The following is a 22,348-nucleotide window of genomic DNA, read 5'->3' as shown; positions in this document are numbered from 1 at the left end:
GCGGTCCTCGCGTCTCCGACAGTGCATAGCAGGCAGCGGCAGGAACAAACCCGCACGCCCAGCCGCTATTGATCGGGGTCTTCATCTGTATGGGTGATGTTGAGGTCCAGGACAACACGTTCAGCGCGGGCCAACGGAGAGCCGAAACGCTCGGGGTCCCCGGTCTGGGGGTCGGCCAGCCGCCGGTACAGGGTGACGGCTTCGGTGGCCGGTTCGAGTGCCTCTTTCGACTTCCCAACCTCCGACAACCGGGCGGCGAGGTTGTTCAGCGACCCGGCGAGGTGGGGGGTGTAGCGGTCGGGGTTCCCGGTCTGGGGGTCGGCCAGCCGCCGGTACAGGGTGACGGCTTCGGTGGCCGGTTCGAGTGCCTCTTTCGGCTTCCCAACCTCCGACAACAGGGCGGCGAGGTTGTTCAGCGACCCGGCGAGGTGGGGGGTGTAGCGGTCGGGGTTCCCGGTCTGGGGGTCGGCCAGCTCCCGGTACAGGGTGACGGCTTCGGTGGCCGGTTCGAGTGCCTCTTTCGGCTTCCCAACCTCCGACAACCGGTTGGCGAGGTTGTTCAGCGACCCGGCGAGGTGGGGGGTGTAGCGGTCGGGGTTCCCGGTCTGGGGGTCGGCCAGCTCCCGGTACAGGGTGACGGCTTCGGTGGCCGGTTGGAATGCCTCTTTCGGCTTCCCAACCTCCGACAACCGGTTGGCGAGGTTGTTCAGCGACCCGGCGAGGTGGGGGGTGTAGCGGTCGGGGTTCCCGGTCTGGGGGTCGGCCAGCCGCCGGTACAGGGTGACGGCTTCGGTGGCCGGTTCGAGTGCCTCTTTCGACTTCCCAACCTCCGACAACAGGGCGGCGAGGTTGTTCAGCGACTCGGCGAGGTGGGGGGTGTAGCGGTCGGGGTTCCCGGTCTGGGGGTCGGCCAGCCGCCGGCGCAGGGTGACGGCTTCGGTGGCCGGTTCGAGTGCCTCTTTCGACTTCCCAACCTCCGACAACAGGGCGGCGAGGTTGTTCAGCGAGGTGGCGAGGTCGGGGTGGGGTCGTGGGGTGTGCGGTCGGGGTTCCCGGTCTGGGGGTCGGCCAGCTCCCGGTACAGTGTGACGGCTTCGGTGGCCGTTCGAGTGCCTCTTTCGGCTTCCCAACCTCCGACAACCGGTTGGCGAGGTTGTTCAGCGACCCGGCGAGGTGGGGGGTGTAGCGGTCGGGGTTCCCGGTCTGGGGGTCGGCCAGCCGCCGGCGCAGGGTGACGGCTTCGGTGGCCGGTTCGAGTGCCTCTTTCGGCTTCCCAACCTCCGACAACCGGTTGGCGAGGTTGTTCAGCGAGGTGGCGAGGTCGGGGGTGTAGCGGTCGGGGTTCCCGGTCTGGGGGTCGGCCAGCTCCCGGTACAGGGTGACGGCTTCGGTGACCGGTTCGAGTGCCTCTTTCGGCTTCCCAACCTCCGACAACCGGTTGGCGAGGTTGTTCAGCGAGGTGGCGAGGTCGGGGGTGTAGCGGTCGGGGTTCCCGGTCTGGGGGTCGGCCAGCTCCCGGTACAGGGTGACGGCTTCGGTGACCGGTTCGAGTGCCTCTTTCGGCTTCCCAACCTCCCACAACCTGATCGCGAGGTTGAATGCCAGTTCAGCGCGGCGTTCTACCGGGGCCTCCGAGGACAGCTCCGTGAACTCGTGGCGAAGCAAGGCGACGCGACAGTTGGGCAAACGAACAAGACTGCGCTCACCCAGCAGACTGTCGGTCTCCTCGCCAGACAGGGCGGCTGCGGTCACCTGCTCGGCCAGCAGCAAGTCAATCGGACGGGTCACCGTCTCGCCGTCCAGAGCCCTGAGGGCTGCCTGAAGCGATCCGAAGGTCGCGGCAAGTAGCGATCTGGCAAGTAGCGGACGCTCGCCTAGGATCTGCTCCGCGGCCACCACCGCGCGGATCATCCCCGCCAACGCCGCCGGGACCTCAAGAGCCGACCAACCAACCTCTTGCCGCTGCGCAGTCGTCCACTCTTGTGTGGCAGCAACCGCCGCCAACAAGGTTGACCGAGTCGGGCTAGCCCCGGAGGTCGCGTGCGCCCACTTTGTCAATTCCTCCACCTGATGGCGCCGCAACTGGTCCGAATACAAGGGCATCCCGGCCAGCACCGCCTCAGTGTGATCGTTCCCTGACAGTAAACACACTGCCAAGGCGATTCTTAACTGCACCTCGCTCAAGTCGGGCAGACCAAACCGGGTGTCGGGACCTGGCTTCAGCCATGACGCGCACAGAGTGTCCCAATATCCGGCGAAGGCCTTCATCGGCGATCCAAGAGGTGTCGAACGGCCACTCGAGGCGTGCAGCATCGCGAAGGCGCTCATCAGCCCGATCGGTGCATCGCCCCACGCGAAGGTTGTGTGCGGTGCCCGAGCCAATGACGAGTTCCGCAAGACCTTCCCGTACGCGAGCACCATCTGGCCGTAACGGAACTCCGAATCCGAGGGCCCCCCAGGATTGGAGACCGTCACGACCGTCGCGGTCTCGGCGAGGCGTCCCGCGGCAGGAGAGATCGAGCGAGCCACCTCAGCCAAATGGGACGGGTCACGCGACTCCACGACAATCATGGCCGAAGCGGCCCCCCCGGCAACTGTTGCCAGGACCGTCGCTGCATCCTCGTCACGACCCGAGAACAACAAGACAACGGGCGCATCCAAGGTGGCGGCTTCGGTCATGACAGCGTCGACCGTTCCATGGCGGAGCCAACCCGTCACCACTCCCTGCGGCAGGCCCAACGCCCACTCGGTCAGCAGTCGTGTCTTGCCAGTCCACGCGGGGCCGGTCGCCAACACCACGACAGGGCCGGGCAAACTGCGGGCCGCGTCCAATTGGCGGTGCACACCGGCGCGCCCCCAATAAGGAGCGATTCGATAGGCGGGATCATCCAATGCCACCTTCAGTTCGGCCGGAGGCGACGCCGATAGCGGCTCCAGCCGCGCCCTCAGCGCTTGCATCCGGCGATCCCGATGGCGAGTCGCCTGCCATCGATCACGCACCACCTCAACACCAAGTGGCACGAGTACCGCGACGACCTGTGCAGCCGACCGGGCGGCCACACTTTCATCAGGAACCAGGGCCGCGACGAACAGCAGCAAGGCTGCGGGAATCCCAACCCGCACAACCCGGCCCCCCCACGGCCCAACACCTGTCGCCCTCACGCCTCATCCTCAGCCCGAAGTGATCTGTAGGTGAACGGTAGTCCGTCCTTCATGATCGTGAGACTAGAGCAGTTTCTTCGAACACCACAGCCGCATGCGGTCAGCCAATTGCTGTCGCAGCAGCACGCCAAAGGAATCGAACACTAACCGGACGGTTGCCCCCATGTTGCCCCCGCGGCGCAACGCATGCAAGGTCAGGGTGGATCGCCTCGCTCACCCTGCCTCAGAATCGCCCTCCCGCAACGCCTGATGCCATTCGCAATGAGAAGGTCAGGGGTTCGAATCCCCTTAGCTCCACCAGCGGGAAACCCCGTCTGACTAGTCAAGTCGGACGGGGTTCCTCAATTCCCGGCACCAGTCCCTCACCGCTTCACGCACCCGTGACGCACCCCGATGTCCTGCGCGGGTGGGCGCCGTTCGGGCTGAGCGCCACGCCAGGGGTGATGCGGACGGCGGCCGAACGAGGTAGAAAGGAGGGGCACGCACGACCAACCGTCCGGATGGAGTGACATGTCGAACACCACCCCGAACACCGCAGCGACCGTGTGGCAGCGCCGACCCGAGGGCACACAGGACCCGATCAGCGACGAGACCGCCCGGCTCTTGGAGGGCTGGTGGCGGGCCGCCAACTACCTGTCGGTGGGCCAGATCTACCTGCTGGACAACCCGATGCTGCGGCGTCCGCTGACCAAGGACGACGTCAAGCGTCGCCTCCTGGGCCACTGGGGCACCACCCCCGGCCTGAATTTCCTCTACGCGCACTTCAACCGCGCCATCGTCGAGCGCGGCCTCAACGCGATCTACGTCGCCGGCCCCGGCCACGGCGGCCCCGGGCTCGTCGCCAACGCGTACCTCGACCACACCTACACCGAGGTGTACCCGAACATCGGCCGCGACGACGCCGGCCTGCAGCGGCTGTTCAAGCAGTTCTCGTTCCCGGGCGGGGTCCCGTCCCACGTGGCGCCCGAGACGCCGGGGTCGATCCACGAGGGCGGCGAGCTGGGCTACGCGCTCTCGCACAGCTACGGTGCGGTGTTCGACAACCCCGACCTGCTGACCTTCTCCGTAGTCGGGGACGGCGAGGCCGAGACCGGCCCGTTGGCCACGTCGTGGCACGGCAACAAGTTCGTGAACCCGGTCACCGACGGCGTGGTCCTGCCGATCCTCCACCTCAACGGGTTCAAGATCGCCAACCCGACCGTGCTGGCCCGCATCCCCGAGGAGGAACTCGCCGACCTCATGCGCGGTTACGGCCACCAGCCGCTGTTCTTCGCGGCGGAGGCGGACGAGGACCACTTGGAGGTCCACAAGCGGTTCGCCGCGGTCCTGGACGAGGCACTCGACCTCATCGTCGACATCAAGCAGGCCACCGCGGAGGTCGACCCCAGCGACGTCGAGCGCCCGCGCTTCCCCATGATCGTGTTCCGCACGCCGAAGGGCTGGACCGGCCCGGCGTCCGTGGACGGGAAGAAGACCGAGGGCAACTGGCGCAGCCACCAGGTGCCGCTGGCGAGCGCCCGCGACACCGACGAGCACCTGCAGCTGCTGCAGGACTGGCTGCAGTCCTACGCACCCGACGAGCTCTTCGACGAGCGGGGCGGCTTCCGCCGCGAGTTCGACGCGCTGCGCCCTGCCGGCGAGCTGCGGATGAGCGCGAACCCGGTCGCCAACGGCGGGTTGCTGCTCAAGGAGCTGCAGATGCCCGACTTCCGCGACCACGCGGTCGAACCGGACGCCGACGGCCACGGTGGGCCGCTGGTGGAGTCCACGAAGGTGTTGGGGGCCTTCCTCCGCGACGTCGCGCGGGCGAACCCCCGCAACTTCCGCATCTTCGGACCGGACGAAACGGCGTCCAACCGCCTGCAGAGCGTCTACGAGGTCACCGACAAGCAGTGGCTGGCGGGCACGGAGCCCGACGACGAGGCGCACCTCGACGAGGTGGGGCAGGTCGTGGAGGTGCTGAGCGAGCACCAGTGCCAGGGCTGGCTGGAGGGCTACCTGCTGACCGGGCGGCACGGGCTGATGAGCAGCTACGAGGCGTTCATCCACATCGTCGACTCGATGTTCAACCAGCACGCCAAGTGGCTGGAGTCCTGCTCCGACATCGGGTGGCGGCGTCCGATCGCGTCGTTGAACTACCTGCTCAGCTCGCACGTGTGGCGGCAGGACCACAACGGCTTCAGCCACCAGGACCCCGGCTTCCTGGACGTGGTGCTCAACAAGTCGCCCGAGGTGACCCGCATCTACCTGCCGCCGGACGTCAACACGCTGCTCAGCACCTTCGACCATTGCCTGCGCAGCACCGACTACGTCAACGTGGTCGTGGCGGGCAAGCAGCCCGAGCCGGTGTTCCTCGGCATGGAGGACGCCATCGCCCACTGCGCCCGCGGGCTCGGCATCTGGGACTGGGCCGGCAGCGAGACCCCGGGGGAGGACCCCGATGTGGTGCTGGCCTGCGCCGGCGACGTCCCCACGCTGGAGGCCCTCGCCGCCGCGGACCTGCTGCGCCGGCACGTCCCGGAGCTCAGGGTGCGGTTCGTCAACGTGGTGGACCTGATGCGGCTGCAGGACGAGCGGGAGCACCCACACGGCCTGTCCCACCGCGACTTCGACACGATCTTCACCACGGACAAGCCGATCATCTTCAACTTCCACGGCTACCCGTGGCTGGTGCACCGCCTCACCTACCGCCGCACCAACCACGACAACCTGCACGTGCGCGGGTTCAAGGAGAAGGGCTCCACGACCACGCCGTTCGTCATGTGCATGCTGAACGACATCGACCGGTTCCACCTCGTGCTGGACGTCATCGACCGGGTCCCGGGACTGGGCGCCCGGCACGCCGGGCTGCGCCAGGAGATGGTGGACCGTCGCCGGGCCGCCACGGCGTACGCCGAGGAATGGGGCACCGACCTGCCCGAGATCGCCGACTGGGTGTGGCCGGACGCCGGCGACGCGGTTGGCCGGGTCGCCGGCGGCGGGTCCACGGGCGGGGACAACGAGTAGGGCCCTTAGTCTTGGCGGCATGAACCTGTACTGGCGGATGCTCCTGCTGCGGCTGCGATGGCTGCGCGCCCGGCGGCTGAGCATCTGGCACACCGCGCGCACCCCGTTCCGCGTGGTGCCCACCGACCTCGACCTGCTCCTGCACATGAACAACGGCAAGTACCTGACGCTCATGGACCTCGGGCGCATGGACCTCATGGTGCGCTCGGGCATGTGGGCGAAGCTGTCGGCGCGGGGCTGGTTCCCGGTGGTGGCCGGGCAGACGATCACCTACCGCAAGTCGCTGCGCCTGGGCCAGCGCTTCGACCTGTACACCCGCGTGCTCGGGTTCGACGACAAGTGGGGCTACGTGGAGCAGACGTTCTGCGTCGGCGAGACGGTCTACGCGCACGCGATCATCCGCAGCCGGTTCCTCAAGAAGACCGGCGGCTCGGTCGAGCACGACGAGCTCGAGGAACTGGTGGGCGAGTTCCCCGGCCACCTCGACGTGCCGGACTGGCTGCACGACTGGACGGCCTCGACCAAGATCGACACGACCACCTTCGACGCGGCCGGGGCCGCCTGACCCCGGCGTGCCGCCTCAGTGGCGGTGCTGCTTCTTGAGGAGCTTCACCACCGCCTTGGCGACGCCGGCGGCGCTCATCGGGTTCTGCCCGGTGACGAGGCGGCCGTCCTCGACGACCTTCTCGGTCATGGGCAACAGCGCCTTGGTGTAGGTGGCGCCCTCGTCCTTCAGCGCCTTGTCCAGCCGGAACGGCACCACCTTGTCGCGCCCGGCCAGCTTCTCCTCGGCCCACGAGAACCCCGTCACGCGGCAGCCCTCCAGCAACGGCGAGCCGTCGGACAGCGTCGCCCCGACGAAGGCGGCCGGCCCGTGGCACACGGCTGCGACGATGCCGCCGTCCTCCAGGGTGCGGGCGAGCAGCCCACCCAGGGCGGGCTGGTGGGGGAAGTCGAACATCGTGCCGTGGCCACCGGCCAGGTAGACGACGTCCCACGGCTCCTCGGCGACGTCCTCGACGCTGGGCGTGTCCTCCAGCAGGCCCATGAAGGCCGGGTCCTCGTAGCGCTTGTCGGTGCGGCCGAGCTTCAGGACCGGAGCGGCCAGACTCTCGGGGTCGAGGGGTACCAGCCCGCCGGAGACGCTGGCGATCGTGAGGTCGTGGCCGGCGTCGGCGAGCACGTCGTAGAAGTGGGTGAGCTCTCCCAGCCAGAGGCCCGTGCGGTAGCCGGCGAGCTCGTACGCCGGCGTGTTCGTGGCGATGATCAGGACGCGGGCGGGATGCTTCGTGCGGCCCATGGTGGCCCTCCTCGTGGTCGGTCGGGACCACTCTGCCACGGGGGCGGTGCCGGCGAAAGGCCTTGTCGCAGCGGTGAGGGGAGCCCTCGGCGTCCAGAACCCAAGCCCTCGGCGCGTCCCGGGTCCCCCCGGGTGCCAGACGGCAACGACCGGGGGTGTGGGTGGCCACGGTTCGGACTCGGCGTCCAGAAGTGGCAGAGTTGGCCCGTGGTCGAGACGAACGAGAACAACGAGACGCCCTTCCGGTACACCGCCGCCATGGCTGCTGACATCGAGCAGCGCTGGCAGGACCGCTGGGAGTCCGAGCAGACCTTCCGTGCCCCGAACCCGGCCGGCCCACTGGCCGAGGCCGCGGCGTCCGGGGACCGCGAGAAGCTCTTCGTGCTCGACATGTTCCCCTACCCGTCGGGCGCGGGGCTGCACGTCGGCCACCCGCTGGGCTACATCGCCACCGACGTCTTCAGCCGCTACCAGCGGATGACGGGCAAGAACGTCCTGCACGCGCTGGGCTACGACGCGTTCGGCCTGCCCGCCGAGCAGTACGCGGTACAGACCGGCCAGCACCCGCGCGTGACCACCGAGGCCAACATCGCCACGTACCGCGCCCAGCTGCGCCGCCTGGGCCTGGCCCACGACGACCGTCGCTCGGTCGCGACCACCGACGTCGAGTTCTACCGCTGGACGCAGTGGATCTTCCTGCAGGTCTTCAACAGCTGGTACGACCCGGACGCCCCCGCCCGCGACGGCATCGGCACCGGCCGCGCCCGCCCGATCAGCGAGCTGGTGACCGAGTTCGAGTCCGGACGCCGCGCCGTGCCCGGCGGCCGGGCCTGGGCCGACCTCGATGCGGTCGAGCAGCGCAGGCTGGTCGACGACCACCGGCTGGCCTACCTGTCCGAGGCGCCGGTCAACTGGTGCCCCGGCCTGGGCACCGTGCTGGCCAACGAGGAGGTCACGGCCGACGGCCGCTCCGACATCGGCAACTTCCCGGTGTTCAAGCGCCGCATGCGCCAGTGGATGATGCGGATCACCTCCTACGCAGACCGGCTGACCGACGACCTGGTGCGCCTGGACTGGCCCGAGCCGGTCAAGCTGATGCAGCGCAACTGGATCGGCCGCTCCTCGGGCGCTTCGGTGGTGTTCCCGGCCACGACCGTCGCCGGCGGCGAGGTGGGCATCGAGGTGTTCACGACCCGCCCCGACACCCTGTTCGGCGCGACCTTCATGGTCCTGGCGCCCGAGCACGACCTGGTCGACTCGTTCGTCCCGGACGCGTGGCCCGCGGGCACCCGCGAGGCCTGGACGGGCGGGTTCGTGACCCCGGCCGAGGCCGTGGCGTCCTACCGCGAGGCCGCGTCGCGCAAGACCGACGTCGAGCGCCAGGCCGAGGAGGGCAAGGAGAAGACCGGTGTGTTCACCGGCACCTTCGCGACCAACCCGGTCAACGGGCAGCCGATCCCGGTGTTCATCGCCGACTACGTGCTGATGGGCTACGGGACGGGCGCGATCATGGCCGTCCCCGCGCAGGACGAGCGCGACTGGGCCTTCGCCGAGCGCTTCGACATCGACATCGTGCGCACGGTGCAGCCGCCGGCCGACCACGACATGGACACCGCCTTCACCGGCGACGGCCCGGCCATGAACTCGGCCAACGACTCGGTGTCGCTGGACGGCCTGGGCGTCGCCGACGCCAAGGCGCGCATGATCGCCTGGCTCGAGGAGCAGGGCATCGGCAAGGGCGCCATCACCTACAAGCTGCGCGACTGGCTGTTCAGCCGGCAGCGCTACTGGGGCGAGCCGTTCCCGATCGTGTACGACGAGACCGGCCTGCCGATCGCGTTGCCCGAGTCGATGCTGCCGATCGAGCTGCCCGAGGTGAGCGACTACTCCCCGGTGAAGCTCGACCCGAACGACAACACCTCCGACCCGGTCCCGCCGCTGGCCAAGGCCACCGAGTGGGCGACCGTCGAGCTCGACCTGGGCGACGGCGTCCGGACGTACCGGCGCGAGCTGAACGTCATGCCGCAGTGGGCCGGCTCGTGCTGGTACGAGCTGCGCTACCTCGACCCGACCAACGACGAGGCGTTCGTCGACCCCGAGGTCGAGGCCTACTGGATGGGCCCGCGCGCCGAGCCGGTGCTCGGGCGTCCGGCGTCGCTGCCGGCGGGCGTGCCCGACCCGGGTGGCGTCGACCTGTACGTCGGCGGCGTGGAGCACGCGGTGCTGCACCTGCTGTACGCCCGCTTCTGGCACAAGGTGCTGTTCGACCTGGGCCACGTCAGCTCCTCCGAGCCGTTCCGCCGCCTGTTCAACCAGGGCTACATCCAGGCGTACGCGTTCCGCGACGACCGGGGCCAGCCGGTGCCGGCGGCCGAGGTGGTCGAGGTGCCGGCGTCCGACGGCTCGGGCGAGGTCCGCTACGAGTGGAAGGGCCAGCCGGTCACCCGCGAGTACGGGAAGATGGGCAAGTCGCTGAAGAACGTGACCACGCCCGACGAGATGTACGCGGCGTTCGGGGCGGACACGTTCCGGGTGTACGAGATGTCGATGGGTCCGCTGGACGTGTCGCGTCCGTGGGAGACCCGCGCGGCCGTCGGCTCGCAGCGGTTCCTGCAGCGGCTGTGGCGCCTGGTCGTCTCGGAATCGACCGGCGAGGTGACCGTGGTCGACGAGCCGGTCTCGGCCGAGGTCGCCACCGCGATCGCCCAGACGGTCGAGGGCGTGCGTGACGACTACGAGCACCTGCGCTTCAACACCGCGGTTTCGAAGCTGATCGCGCTGACCAACACCCTGACGCGCCTGGACGCCGTGCCGCGCGAGGCCGCCGAGGCCGTCGTGCTGATGACCGCACCGGTCGCGCCGCACATCGCCGAGGAGCTGTGGGGCCGCCTGGGCCACGAGGGTTCGCTGGCGTTCGAGGCGTTCCCGGTGGCCGACGAGTCCCTGCTGGTGCAGGCGACCGTCACCTGCGTCGTGCAGGTGCAGGGCAAGGTGCGTGACCGCCTCGAGGTTCCCGCCGACATCAGCGACGCCGACCTGGAGGCGCTGGCCCTGGGTTCGGACCGCATCAAGGCGCTGCTGGAGGGCAAGACGGTGCGCAAGGTGATCGTCCGCGCGCCGAACCTGGTGAACATCGTCGCGGGCTGACCTCACCCCTCGGGAGGGTTCGCGCGGACCGGTTGCTGACTAGGGTGGGTGGCAGACCCTGGCCGATTGTGGGGAGGCCCTGCGCCCCGGAGACGGCATCCACGAGGGCTGACCCGCGTGGCCTGGCTCACGCCAGGTCGACGTCCAGCCCGCTGCGCCCGCGGATGGGGGCCGCGAGCGCGTGCGGCAGGTCGTCCACGCCGACCCGCGACGCCGTGGCGCCGACCCCCTGCACCGCGGCCACCACGTCGAGCACCTGCGGCGTGCTGAAGTAGCGCGCGAACATGGCGGGCCCGGCGGCGGCGTGCTCGAGCGAGCCGAAGATGCCGCCGCCGTGGTCGTTGAGCACGACCACCTGGAGGTCGACCTCGGGCTCATGGTCTCCGCGGGCCAGGCCGCCGACGTCGTGGGCGAAGCTCAGGTCGCCCAGCACGACGCGGACCGGCTCGCCCAGCCCGGTGGCCAGGCCGTGCGCGGTCGAGACCAGCCCGTCGATGCCGGCCAGGCCGCGGTTGGCGACCACCTTCGCGCCGCGCGGGGCTCCCGGCACGATGGTGTCGAACGCCCGCACGGTGTTCGACGAGCCCAGCAGGAGCCAGTCCTCGGTGTCCCACAGGGCCAGCGCGGCGCGTTGCATCGGGGTCGGGGCGAGGGTGACCGCGGCGTCGGCGTCCCGCCAGCGCTGGAGCCACGCGGTGTCGGACGCCGTGGGCGGCTCGACCGCGATCGCCCCGGTGACGAGGGTGGCGGCGCCGGCGACGTCGGTCCAGCGGGCGGTGGGGGAGACCACGACCACCTCGACCTCGGCGCGCCCCAGCAGCCGCGAGATCGGCCGGCTCAGCGTGGGGTGCCCGAAGACGACCACCCGCTCGACGTCGTCGGCCAGGCCGTCGGCGAGCAGGCGCAGGTAGTGCACGATGGCGCCCTCGGTGCGGGCGCCCGAGGAGGGCTCGGCCAGCAGCGGCCAGTCGGCGTCGGCGGCCAGGCGGGCGGCGTTCGGTCCTGCCCCGTCACCGGCGACGGCGAGGGTGCGGCGTCCGGAGGGTAGGCGGTCGGCGCCCGGGCCGCCGGAAGGCAGGCTGTCGACGGCCGGAACACGGGCTGTCGGCGCTCCGCCGCCTCCCGATCGGGGGGTGACCCGCAGGGGGGCGGGGAGGTCGCCCGGCGTCCACGGGCCGTCGGGGACCAGGGGCTCGGCGAACGACACGTTGAGGTGGACCGGACCCGGGTCGGTGGTCAGCGTGCCCAGCGCCGCGGCCACCAGCCGGGCGACGTGCCCGCGGGCGGCCGCCGGGTTGGCGCGGGCGGGCAGCTCGGCGACCGCGCGGGGGGCGTCGGCGTAGATGCCCGTCTGGACCGTCGTCTGGTTGGCGCCCGTGCGGTGCCACTCGTGCGGCCGGTCGGCGGTGATGACCACCAGGGGCAGCCCCGCGTGGGACGCCTCGAGCACGGCCGGGTGCAGGTTCGCCACCGCGGTGCCGGACGTGGTCACGACCGCGACGACCCGGGGCTCGCCCCGTAGCGCCCACGCGCGGGCGAGGCCGAGGGCGAAGAAGCCGGCGGTCCGCTCGTCGATGCGCACGTGCGTGCGCAGCCAGCCCGCCGCCTCGGCGTCGGCCAGGGCGTAGGCCAGCGGCGCCGAGCGCGACCCCGGCGCCACGACGACGTCGCGGACCCCGTGGGCGGCCAGCTGGGTGACCAGCGCGCGGGCCATCGCGGTGGAGCTCATGCCAGGACCTCCTGCAGGTCGATGCCGGCCAAGGCGGCCACCCGGTCGAGGCGGTCGCGCCAGGCGCGGTCGAGGTCGGGGGCGGCGGGGGTGATGGCGTCCGGGACCACCCGCCCCACGGGGAGCTCACCGTCCACGGGGAGCAACGGGGTGGCGGCCACGTCGGCGCGCAGCATCGCGACGGTGGCCAACCCGGCGGCGTTGGTGCGGGGCAGGGCCGCGGCGAGGGCGACCCCGGCGGCGACCCCGACCGAGGACTCCAGGGCCGAGGACACGGTGACGGGCAGGCCGAGCTCCTCGGCGAGGGCCAGGCAGGCCCGCACCCCGCCGAGCGGCTGCACCTTCACCACGATCACGTCGGCAGCCTCGGCGCGCACGACGGCGTGGGGATCGGAGGCGCGGCGGATCGACTCGTCGGCCGCGATCGGCACCGCCACCGCCCGGCGCACGCGGGCCAGGTCGTCGACGGCCGCGCAGGGCTGTTCGGCGTACTGCAACCCACCGGCCGCGCGGTCGATCCGGGGGAGCGCGGCGACGGCCTCGTCGACCGACCAGGCCGCGTTGGCGTCCACGCGGATCGCCCCGGCCGGGCCGAGGGCGTCCCGCACGGCGGCGACCCGGTCGAGGTCGTCGGCCAGCGACTGGCCGGCCTGCGCGACCTTCACCTTCACGGTCGCGCAGCCGGACGCCCGCACGATCTCGGCGGCACGTTCGGGTCCCACGGCGGGCACGGTGGCGTTGACGGGCACGGAGGTGCGCACGGCGTCCGGGAAGGACAGCGTGGCTGCCTCGACCGCGGCGCGCAGCCAGGGCACGCACTCGGCGTCGTCGTAGTCCCAGAAGGGGGAGAACTCGGCCCACCCGGCCGGACCACGCAGCAGGACGCCGTCGCGCACGTCCAGGTTGCGGAAGCGGTCGGCCAGCGGCGAGGACCAGGTGAGGATCACGGCCGGTCCACGGGGGAGAGGGCCTCGTACATGGGCAGGAACTTGCGCGCGGTCTCGGCGAGCTCGTCGTTGGGCACCGACCCGGCCACGATCCCGCCACCCGCGAACAGGCGGATGGTCGTGCCCTCCTCGTCCAGCTGGCCGCAGCGCAGGGCGATGACGAACTCGCCGTCGCCCGCGGCGTCCACCCAGCCGACCGGGCCGGCGTAGCGGCCGCGGTCGAAGCCCTCGAGCTCGGCGATGACGCCGAACGCCACGTCGGTCGGGGTGCCGCAGACCGCTGCGCTGGGGTGCACGACCCCGGCGACCTCAAGGGCCGAGTGGGCCTCGCGCAGGGTGCCGGCGATGTCGGTGGCCAGGTGCATGATGCGCGGCAGGCGCTTCACCTGCGGGTCGCGCGTCGCCACCTCGCCCAAGGACGCCAACCGCTCGGCCACCGACCGGGCGGCGTAGGCGTGCTCGGCGTGGTCCTTGGCGGAGGCGGCCAGCCGCGTCGCGGTGACGTCGTCGGCGTGCACGTCGCCGGTCACCGGCGCCGACCCGGCCAGCACCTGCGAACGCACCCGGTTGCCGCGGACCGCGACCAGCATCTCGGGGGAGGACCCGACCAGCCCGTCCACGTGGAAGGTCCAGCTGGCTGTGTTCGCGCGCTGCAGGCGGTCCAGCAGCGCGGGCAGGTCGAGGGGCTGGGGGGCCGTCGCGACGAGGTCGCGGGCCACAACGACCTTCTCGACCTCGCCGGCGCGGATCCGCTCGACGGCCGTGGCGACCGCGTTCCGGTAGCGCTGGCGGGTGAGGCGTCCGGGCAGGAGCTCGAGCTCCTCGAACTCGGGCGGGTCGGTGGGCTCGGGCAGGGCCTCGGGGGTGTCGCCCTGCCGGGTCACCTCGAGGGTGCCGTGCGACCAGCGGCCGAGCAGGGCGGGCACGACGAGCACCGAGGTCGCGGCGGAGTCGTCGGCGAACGCCACGGTGGTGAAGGCGACGGGGTTGCTCCCGGGGGGCCGGGTGGCGGCCCAGCGGTCGAACGCGGCGTCCAGCTCGGCGAAGCGGTCGGGGCCGGTGCTGACGGCCCGGAAGGCCTCGCCCCACCCGAGCGTCGCGGCCAGCCCGTCGCCGGCACCGGTCGCCCACACCAGCGGCGTCCCACGCCGGAGCGAGGTGGCGAACGGCTCGATGACGCGCACGGCGTCCGGTCCTGCTGTCACGAGGGTTCAGCCTACCGCCGTCGGTAGAGTGACCCACCATGGGCAACCCGTTCGACCCGACCCGCTGGCGCGCCGTCGAGGGCTTCGACTTCACCGACATCACCTACCACCGGGGCATCGACGCCGCAGGCACCGACCTGCCCGTCGTGCGGGTCGCGTTCGACCGCCCGGAGGTGCGCAACGCGTTCCGGCCGCACACGGTGGACGAGCTGTACCGCGCGCTCGACCACGCCCGGATGACCTCCGACGTGGGCACGGTGATCCTGACCGGCAACGGGCCCTCGCCCAAGGACGGCGGCTGGGCGTTCTGCTCCGGCGGCGACCAGCGGATCCGCGGGCGCGACGGCTACCGTTACGAGGTCGACGGGGCCGACGACGAGGCCGCCCCTGAGCAGCGGCGCGAGCAGATCGACCCTGCGCGCGCGGGGCGGCTGCACATCCTCGAGGTGCAGCGGCTGATCCGCACGATGCCGAAGGTCGTCATCTGCGTGGTGTCGGGCTGGGCCGCGGGCGGCGGTCACTCGCTCAACGTGGTGTGCGACCTGAGCATCGCCTCCCGGCAGGAGGCCCGGTTCATGCAGACCGACGCCAACGTCGGCTCGTTCGACGCCGGCTACGGCTCGGGCCTGCTGGCCCGGCAGATCGGGCAGAAGCGCGCCCGCGAGATCTTCTTCCTGGCCCGGGAGTACTCCGCCGAGGACGCCGAGCGCTGGGGCGTGGTCAACGAGGTCGCCGACCACGACCGGGTCGAGGAGCTCGCCCTGGAGTACGCCCGGATCATCGCGACCAAGAGCCCCCAGGCGATCCGGATGCTGAAGTTCGCGTTCAACCTCGTCGACGACGGGCTGGCCGGCCAGCAGGTCTTCGCGGGCGAGGCCACCCGGCTGGCCTACATGACCGCCGAGGCCCAGGAGGGCCGCGACGCCTTCGTCGAGCGCCGCGACCCCGACTGGACCGGCTACCCGCACTACTTCTGACCGGCACCCACCCCAGATGACGGTTTCTCTCCACAGGATGCCGGGCGGCACGTCGGCCGCAGCGGTGGCGGCGCTCTACGACGCCATCCTCTGGAGGGAAACCGTCACGTCCGGCCCGGTCCTCCTGCCGGCGGCCACCGCGGGGGCGGCCGACGAGGCGCGGGCCCGCATCACCCAGCCCCTGGACGGCGTCGACGTCGTGATCGCCACCTCCGGGTCGACCGACGGCCGCGGCCACCTCGTGGGGTTGTCGCTGGCGGCGCTGGTCGCCTCGGCCCGGGCCACGCTCGACCGCATCGGGGGGCCGGGCCAGTGGGTCACCTCGCTCCCGGTGCACGGGGTGGCCGGCCTGCAGGTGGTCACCCGCAGCGTGCTGGCCGGGGTGCGCCCGGTGGTCTACGCCCCCCGCCGCGGCTTCGACCCCGGCCTGTTCGCGGGTGCCGTCGCCTCCCTCGAGCCGGGCCGACGCCGCTACCTCTCCCTCGTGCCCACCCAGCTGCGCCGCGCCGTCGAGCTTGCCCCTGACGAGCTGGGGGCCTTCGACGCGATCCTCGTCGGCGGGGCCGCCCTGCCGCCCGACCTGGCCCGCCGGGCCGCGGCCGCCGGGGCCCGGATCATCACCACCTACGGCTCCACCGAGACCTCGGGGGGCTGCGTCTACGACGGCGTCCCGCTCGACGGGGTCGAGGTGCGCCTGGTCGACGGGCTGGTCCACGTGGCGGGACCCCACTTGGCCACCCGCTACCTCGACACCGATGCCCAACCCTTCGTCGAGCACGACGGGCGCCGCTGGCTGGCCACCCACGACCTGGGCGAGCTGGTCGACGGGCGCCTCCGGATCCGGGGGCGGGCCGACGACGTGATCATCTCCGGCGGGGTCAACGTGAACCCCCACGACGTCGAGGACGCCCTCGCTGCGCTCCCCGGGGAGTGGGTCGTCGTCGGGGTCCCGGACCCCGAGTGGGGCCACCGGGTCATCGCCGTCACCACCGGTCACGCCGACGCCGAGGCCGTGCGCGCGTCCACCGCCCACCTGGTCGCGGCCGCCCGCCCCAAGGACGTCGTCCACGTCGATGCGCTGCCCCTGCGCCCCACCGGCAAGGTCGACCGGCGCGGCCTGCAAGCAGGGCTGGTGGCCCGGGGCATCCCCACTACGGCTGACAGGCGCTAACGTAGGCACGTTCTGCTAGCCAGGGGGTCACCATCAGCAAGCGCGCCCACAGCGACGCCGATCGACGCAGGTCGCTGGTCGCCGGCACCGTCGGCAACCTCGTCGAGTGGTTCGACTGGTCCGTGTACGGCTTCTTCGTCCCCTACTTCGCGGCCAGCTTCTTCCCCGTCGAGGACCGCGCGGCCCGCATCCTGGCCGCCTTCGCGGTCTTCGCGGTCGGCTTCTTCTTCCGGCCCCTGGGCGGCGCGATCCTCGGTTCGTACGCCGACCGCCGCGGGCGCCGGGCCGGCATGACCCTCACCATCCTCCTGATGGCCGGCGCCAGCGCCCTGATCGCCGTGCTGCCCACCTACGCCCAGATCGGCGTCGCCGCACCCCTGCTGCTCACCCTCGCGCGCTGCGTGCAGGGCTTCTCGGCCGGCGGCGAGTTCGGCACCTCCTCGGCGTTCCTGGTCGAGAACGCGCCCCCCGGACGCCGCGCCTGGGCGGGCTCGTGGCAGCAGGTCTCGGTCGGCGCGGGCACCTTGCTGGCCTCGCTGCTGGCCTCGGTCATGTTCTCGGTCGGCACCGAGGAGTTCCTCACGAGCTGGGGCTGGCGCATCGCGTTCGGCATCGGCGCCGTGCTCGGCCTGCTGGGCCTGTGGCTGCGCATGGCCGTGCCCGACACCGAGGCCTTCACCCGCGTCAAGGACGCCGGCCGCGTCGCCCGTCGACCGCTCACCGAGGTGCTCCGCGAGCACCCCCGCGCCGCGCTTCGCGTCATCGGCCTCGTGGCCGCCGGCACCGCCCTGGTCCAGTTCTGGTTCGTCTCGCTGCCGTCGGTGCTCAACCTCAAGACCGGCGTCGAGATCAAGGACGCCCAGGTCGCGGCCATGCTCGGCCTGGCCCTGTTCACGATCCTGCAGCCCGTCTCGGGCCGCCTGTCCGACCGGTTCGGACGCCGTCCGCTGCTGCTGTTCTTCGCCATCGGCTCGGCGCTGACGTTCATCCCGCTCATGTCCACCGTGGGCCAGACGATGTCGAGCGTGCTCGTGGCGGTGTCGGTCAGCGCGGTCCTGCTGGCGGCCTACGCGGGCTCGTTGGCCGCGGTGATGGCCGAGCAGTTCCCGCCCGAGGTGCGCACCGCCGGCATCTCGCTCCCGTACGGGATCGCGGTGGCGGTCTTCGGCGGCCTCGCCCCGGTGCTCGCCACCGCGACGGTGCAGGCGGGCCGGTTCTGGGTGTTCGAGGGCGTCATGGTGGCCCTGTGCGTCGCCTCGGCGCTGGTCTACCGGCGCATGCGCGAGACCCGTGACGACCGCTGGCACAAGGCGCCCCGGCCGGCGGACGAGAGGGTCAGCGACCCGGCTTGAACCGGCGCAGGCGCGTGGAGTTCGTCACGACGAACACGCTCGACAGCGACATCGCGAACCCGGCGATCAGCGGGTTGAGCAAGCCCAGCGCCGCCAGCGGGATCGCGGCGATGTTGTAGCCGAACGCCCAGACCAGGTTGCCCTTGATCGTGCGCAGCGTGCGCCGGGCGAGGGCGATCGCGTCGGGGATGACGCCGAGGTTGCGGCGGACGAGGATGATGTCGGCCGACTTCATCGCCACGTCGGTGCCCGACACCACGGCCAGGCCCAGGTTCGCCGAGGCCAGGGCCGCGGCGTCGTTGATGCCGTCGCCGACCATCGCCACGCGGCGGCCCTCGGCCTGCAGGCGCTCGATGACGGCCGACTTGTCGGTCGGCAGGACCTCGGCGATCACCTCGTCGACACCCACGGCCGCGCCGATGGCCTCGCCGGCCGCCCTGCGGTCGCCGGTGAGCAGCACGGTGCGCAGGCCCATCTCCTTCAGACGGGCGACGGCCTCGGCCGCGGAGTCCTTGACCGTGTCGGCGACCTCGATCCGCCCGGCGACCTCGTCGCCCAGGGCGACCAGCACCGTGGTGCGCCCCCCCGCGGCGGCCGTGGCCACGGCGTCCGACAGGGCGGTGGGCACGGCGAGGCCCTGGTCGGCCATGAGCTCGGGGGTGCCGACCAGCACGCGCCGGCCGGCGACCGTGCCGACGATGCCGCGGCCGGGGATGGCGCGCACGTCGGTGGCCCGGGCGACGGGCACCTCGCGGGCGGCCGCGTGGTCGGTGACCGCGCGGGCGAGGGGGTGCTCCGACTGCTCCTCCACGGACGCCGCGGCCGACAGCACCGCGTCGGCCGGGTGGGCGTCCGAGCCGTGCACCGCCTCGACGGACATCTCGCCGGAGGTCAGCGTGCCGGTCTTGTCGAGCACGACGGTGTCGATGATGCCCGAGGCCTCGAGGGCGTCGGGGCCCTTGATCAGGATGCCGAGCTGGCCGCCGCGGCCGACGCCCACCATGAGGGCCGTCGGGGTGGCCAGGCCGAGGGCGCAGGGGCAGGCGATGATCAGCACCGACAGCGCGGCCGAGAACGCGGCACGGGGGCCGCCGCCGGCCAGCAGCCAGGCGACGAGCGTGATCGCCGAGATGGCCAGCACGATCGGCACGAACCACGACACGACCTTGTCGACCATCGTCTGCACCGACGCCTTGCGGGCCTGCGCCTGCTCGGCCGTGGCCGCCATCTGGGCGAGCTGGGTGTGCGCGCCGACGCGGTCCGCGCGCACGATCAGCGCCCCGTTGGTGTTGATGGTGCCGCCGAGGACGGCGTCCCCCTCGGTGACCTCGCGGGGCACCGGCTCGCCGGTCATCATCGAGGTGTCGATCGCGGAGGAGCCCATCTCGACGGTGCCGTCGGTGGCGATCCGCTCGCCGGGGCGGACGCCGAAGCGGTCGCCGACCTTGAGCTCGCCGATGGGGATCACGACCTCGGCGCCGTCGCGGATGACGCGGACGGTGCTGGGCGCGAGGCGCCCGAGCGCCGAGAGCACCGACCGGGCCGAACGCTTCGAGCGGGCCTCCATGTAGCGGCCGCCCAGCAGGAAGGTCGTCACCGCGGCGGCGACCTCGAGGTAGAGCGTGTCGGCGCCGGCCGGGGCGATGCCGTAGCCGAGCCAGTAGCCGGTGGTGTCCTCGGCGCCGATGATGGTGGCCACCAGCGACCACGTGAACGCGGCGAGGATGCCGAGGCTGACGAGGGTGTCCATCGACGTGGTGCCGTGGCGCAGGTTGCGCCAGGCGGCCTTGTGGAAGGGCCAGGCACTCCAGAACACGACGGGCAGGGCGGTGACGAGCAGCACCCACTGCCAGCCCGGGAACCGCATCTGCGGCGCGAGGGCGAGCACGATCGCGACGTCGCCCAGCGGCACGGTGAGCAGGGCTGCGACGATCAGCCGGTTGCGCAGCATCTTCACGCGGTCGGCGTAGCCCTGGCCCTCCTCGCCCTCGACGACGGGGGCGGCGCCGTAGCCGGCCTTCTCGACGACATCGACGGCGTCGGGGGCGCGGTCGGGGGACAGCCCGAGGATCACCGCGCGCTCGGTCGCGTAGTTCACGGTGGCCCGCACACCGGGCATCTTGTTGAGCTTCTTCTCGATGCGCGAGGCGCAGGCCGCGCAGGTCATGCCCGAGACGTCGAGCTCGACCCGCTGGTCCAGGCCGCTGGTGACCTCGGCCTCGGGGGAGGTGGTCATGATTCGAACCGCTTCAGGGTGGCCTCGCGGGCCCGCTTCTCGTCGCGGCGGGCGAGCTCGGCGAGCATGTCGTTGTAGGCGTCGAAGGAGTCGTCGGCGCCGGAGTCGACGGCCTCGTCGATCTCGTGGGCCTCCTTGTCGTCCTGGCGGAACCACTGGGCGGCCAGGGCGGCGATCACGACGAACAGCGGGATCTCGCCGAGGAACCACGACGCCTGCCCGGCGATGTTCTGGTCGGCCATCAGCGCCGCGTGGTCGGGCAGCCACGGCACCGAGATGGTCTCGTAGAACTCGGCCCCGATGAGGCTCTGCGACTGAAGGATGCCGACCGCGAACACCGCGTGGAACGGCATGATCGAGATCACGAGGGCGAGCTTGAGCAGGTGCGGGAGCTGCTTGCCGGTGCGGTCGGCGCCGATGATGATCGTGAAGAAGAAGTAGCCGACCATCATGAACGCGATCAGCATCAGCTGGTGCGCCCAGTGGTACTTCATCAGCCACGAGAACGCGGGGGTGAAGTACACCGCGAACAGGCTGCCCACGTAGGCGAGCCACGCGACGGGGGCGCTGGTGAGGAACTGCCAGAGGCGGTGGTCCTCGAGCGAGTCGAGCGCGTCACCGAGCGACACGTGGTGCTCACCGGGTGCGGACGCCTCGCGGATCAGGGCCAGCGGTGCCCCCAGCACGCCGAGCACGGGGACCAGCATGTTGACGGTCATGTGCACGACCATGTGCCAGCTGTAGGTGACCGTGGAGTACTCCCACAGGCCGGTGACGGCCAGGAACAGGGTGAGCAGCCAGGTGGCGATCCACGCGACCGTGCGCAGCACGGGCCAGTGGCGGCCGAGCTTGCGGGCGCGCAGCACCCCGACGAGGTAGGCGCCGATGGCGAACATGACGACCGCGACCCAGAGGGTGTTCGGACGCCCCGGCGTGACGAGGCGTTCGATCGTGGGACCGACGGTCACCTCGTAGCCGAGGTAGTTGACCATGATGCTCTGGGGCTCGAGGAAGCGCGGCGTCGGGATGTGGTTCTCGGCGGTCAGGCAGGTCAGGTAGGCGATGGCGAGCACGACGTCGCGACCGATGCTGCCGGCGGTGCGCCCGCCGACGAACTGGCGCACGACCCAGCTCACGGCGAACAGGCCGAGGATGACGAAGATCGCGATCGTCCACAGGCCGTACGGGGTGCTGGTCAGCGGCTGGCCGGACATCTGCTGCCACGCGACCACGGCGTGGCCGCCGGCGGTGACCAGGAGCAGGGGGAGGACCAGGCGCTGGTAGCGCATGGCGGAGGCCGGCGTCCCGACGAGCCAGGCGCCCAGCGCGGCCGTCATCAGCGGGATGGCGGTGAACGCGATGGCGACCATCGCGTCGGTGGCCCAGTCGTGGTTGTAGCCGACCGTGACGTTGCCGGTGACGCCGACGAACGCCAGCGCGATCACCCCGGCGACCAGGCCGATCAGGAAGCTCGCCCAGTGGCGGCTGGTGTAGACCGCGGCCACCACGGCCGCGGCGACGAGCGCGGAGGCCAGCCACGCCAGCCCGGAGGGGGAGGCCCAGATGAACGTCCACCACGCCTGGGGCCGCATCGTCGTGCCGATCGGCACGCCGTTGACGTAGGCCGGGTTGGCGAATGTGTTGAGCAGCGAGGCCGCGAACCAGACCTGCCCGAGCCGGCCGGCCCACGGCAGCAGGCGCCGGGCCCGGTCGCTGATGGTGTGGTCGGTGCCGCGGGGCGTGAACCCGACGACGCCCGACAGGACGCCCAGGGTGCCCAGCGCGGCCAGGCGCGCGGTGAGGTCGCTGACCAGCGAGATCATGCCGGTGACGTCGTCGGCCTGGATGCGCGCCGGGAGCGGTGGGCGCACGGCGAGGTCGAGCCCGACCAGCCAGACCGCGACGTACGCGGCGACGGCGGCACCGATGATCGACAGGAGCACGACGGTGCTGCGCCGGCTCGGCGCGAGGGACGACGGGGACGTGGTGGTCACGAACTACCTCGGTGGTCTGGGTGACCCGGTGGTCGACCGGGGACTTCCCCGCGAGTCTAGTCCTCGGCACTCGAAGCGCCCGGGTCGATCCGCCCCTGCGATGCCCCGGCCCCGGCTACGCT

13 protein-coding genes and 1 pseudogene are annotated in these 22,348 nt (G+C 71.7%); 6 read left to right on the top strand and 8 right to left on the bottom strand.

From position 1 onward, the window contains the following. Positions 1-65 precede the first annotated feature (65 nt). Together J4N02_RS13215 and J4N02_RS17450 are read right to left on the bottom strand one after the other, a co-directional pair. The gene (locus J4N02_RS13215; RefSeq protein WP_260519434.1) at positions 66-1,130 is read right to left on the bottom strand and encodes a tetratricopeptide repeat protein; all 1,065 of its coding nucleotides are present in this window, start codon (positions 1,128-1,130) and stop codon (positions 66-68) included. 94 nt (positions 1,131-1,224) lie between these two features. Continuing rightward, positions 1,225-1,911 (bottom strand): annotated as a pseudogene (locus tag J4N02_RS17450) (tetratricopeptide repeat protein); the annotation flags it as partial. Between the two features lie 1,761 nt (positions 1,912-3,672). Here J4N02_RS17450 and J4N02_RS13200 point away from each other — a divergent pair. Together J4N02_RS13200 and J4N02_RS13195 are read left to right on the top strand one after the other, a co-directional pair. Continuing rightward, the gene (locus tag J4N02_RS13200; protein WP_188332975.1) at positions 3,673-6,168 is read left to right on the top strand and encodes a phosphoketolase; all 2,496 of its coding nucleotides are present in this window, start codon (positions 3,673-3,675) and stop codon (positions 6,166-6,168) included. Positions 6,169-6,187: 19 nt separating this feature from the next. Beyond that, on the top strand, positions 6,188-6,733 hold the full coding sequence (locus J4N02_RS13195) for a thioesterase family protein (RefSeq protein WP_188332974.1): 546 nt from the start codon (positions 6,188-6,190) through the stop codon (positions 6,731-6,733). 15 nt (positions 6,734-6,748) lie between these two features. Here the strand turns inward: J4N02_RS13195 and J4N02_RS13190 are convergent, their stop codons facing one another. Next, a complete protein-coding gene (locus J4N02_RS13190; RefSeq protein WP_188332973.1) occupies positions 6,749-7,468 on the bottom strand; it encodes a type 1 glutamine amidotransferase domain-containing protein in 720 nt (239 codons plus the stop codon). Positions 7,469-7,675: 207 nt separating this feature from the next. On the opposite strand from J4N02_RS13190, the gene leuS reads away from it, so the two are divergent. Further along, entirely contained in the window at positions 7,676-10,615 is a 2,940-nt protein-coding gene (leuS, locus tag J4N02_RS13185) for a leucine--tRNA ligase (protein WP_243760805.1), read from the top strand. Between the two features lie 127 nt (positions 10,616-10,742). Here leuS and menD read toward each other — a convergent pair whose 3' ends face one another. Genes menD through J4N02_RS13170 form a run of 3 tightly spaced genes read right to left on the bottom strand, consistent with a single transcriptional unit; the run spans position 10,743 to position 14,496 of the window. Continuing rightward, positions 10,743-12,344: a 2-succinyl-5-enolpyruvyl-6-hydroxy-3-cyclohexene-1-carboxylic-acid synthase gene (menD, locus tag J4N02_RS13180; protein ID WP_188332972.1), complete on the bottom strand. Its 1,602-nt coding sequence runs from the start codon at positions 12,342-12,344 to the stop codon at positions 10,743-10,745. After that, complete coding sequence (locus tag J4N02_RS13175) at positions 12,341-13,288, bottom strand: o-succinylbenzoate synthase (RefSeq protein ID WP_188333018.1); 948 nt, start codon at positions 13,286-13,288, stop codon at positions 12,341-12,343. The genes menD and J4N02_RS13175 overlap by 4 nt, the downstream gene beginning before the upstream one ends. Beyond that, the gene (locus J4N02_RS13170; RefSeq protein WP_188332971.1) at positions 13,288-14,496 is read right to left on the bottom strand and encodes an isochorismate synthase MenF; all 1,209 of its coding nucleotides are present in this window, start codon (positions 14,494-14,496) and stop codon (positions 13,288-13,290) included. The genes J4N02_RS13175 and J4N02_RS13170 overlap by 1 nt, the downstream gene beginning before the upstream one ends. A gap of 38 nt (positions 14,497-14,534) precedes the next feature. On the opposite strand from J4N02_RS13170, the gene J4N02_RS13165 reads away from it, so the two are divergent. Genes J4N02_RS13165 through J4N02_RS13155 form a run of 3 tightly spaced genes read left to right on the top strand, consistent with a single transcriptional unit; the run spans position 14,535 to position 17,996 of the window. Continuing rightward, positions 14,535-15,473 (top strand): 1,4-dihydroxy-2-naphthoyl-CoA synthase, encoded by a 939-nt coding sequence (locus J4N02_RS13165; protein ID WP_182815311.1) that lies wholly within the window; start codon positions 14,535-14,537, stop codon positions 15,471-15,473. Between the two features lie 16 nt (positions 15,474-15,489). Next, a complete protein-coding gene (locus tag J4N02_RS13160; RefSeq protein WP_188332970.1) occupies positions 15,490-16,644 on the top strand; it encodes an AMP-binding protein in 1,155 nt (384 codons plus the stop codon). A gap of 32 nt (positions 16,645-16,676) precedes the next feature. Then, positions 16,677-17,996: an MFS transporter gene (locus J4N02_RS13155; protein ID WP_309224411.1), complete on the top strand. Its 1,320-nt coding sequence runs from the start codon at positions 16,677-16,679 to the stop codon at positions 17,994-17,996. On the opposite strand, the gene J4N02_RS13150 is transcribed toward J4N02_RS13155, so the two are convergent. Both J4N02_RS13150 and J4N02_RS13145 read right to left on the bottom strand, forming a co-directional pair. After that, entirely contained in the window at positions 17,980-20,232 is a 2,253-nt protein-coding gene (locus tag J4N02_RS13150; RefSeq protein ID WP_188332968.1) for a cation-translocating P-type ATPase, read from the bottom strand. The two genes, J4N02_RS13155 and J4N02_RS13150, sit on opposite strands and share 17 nt — an antisense overlap. Next, entirely contained in the window at positions 20,229-22,226 is a 1,998-nt protein-coding gene (locus J4N02_RS13145; protein ID WP_188332967.1) for a cytochrome c oxidase assembly protein, read from the bottom strand. The genes J4N02_RS13150 and J4N02_RS13145 overlap by 4 nt, the downstream gene beginning before the upstream one ends. Positions 22,227-22,348 lie beyond the last annotated feature (122 nt).

This window comes from Propioniciclava sp. MC1595, from assembly GCF_017569205.1.
GTDB lineage: Bacteria > Actinomycetota > Actinomycetes > Propionibacteriales > Propionibacteriaceae > Propioniciclava.
This window is presented reverse-complemented; position numbering and strand designations above follow the sequence as displayed.

Excerpts from the sequence above, each read along its gene's own strand:
- J4N02_RS13200 (WP_188332975.1), top strand. The coding sequence starts at position 3,673 with ATGTCGAACACCACCCCGAACACCGCAGCGACCGTGTGGCAGCGCCGA.
- J4N02_RS13150 (WP_188332968.1), bottom strand. The coding sequence starts at position 20,232 with ATGACCACCTCCCCCGAGGCCGAGGTCACCAGCGGCCTGGACCAGCGG.
- J4N02_RS13190 (WP_188332973.1), bottom strand. The coding sequence starts at position 7,468 with ATGGGCCGCACGAAGCATCCCGCCCGCGTCCTGATCATCGCCACGAAC.
- menD (WP_188332972.1), bottom strand. The coding sequence starts at position 12,344 with ATGAGCTCCACCGCGATGGCCCGCGCGCTGGTCACCCAGCTGGCCGCC.
- J4N02_RS13195 (WP_188332974.1), top strand. The coding sequence starts at position 6,188 with ATGAACCTGTACTGGCGGATGCTCCTGCTGCGGCTGCGATGGCTGCGC.
- J4N02_RS13160 (WP_188332970.1), top strand. The coding sequence starts at position 15,490 with ATGACGGTTTCTCTCCACAGGATGCCGGGCGGCACGTCGGCCGCAGCG.
- J4N02_RS13165 (WP_182815311.1), top strand. The coding sequence starts at position 14,535 with ATGGGCAACCCGTTCGACCCGACCCGCTGGCGCGCCGTCGAGGGCTTC.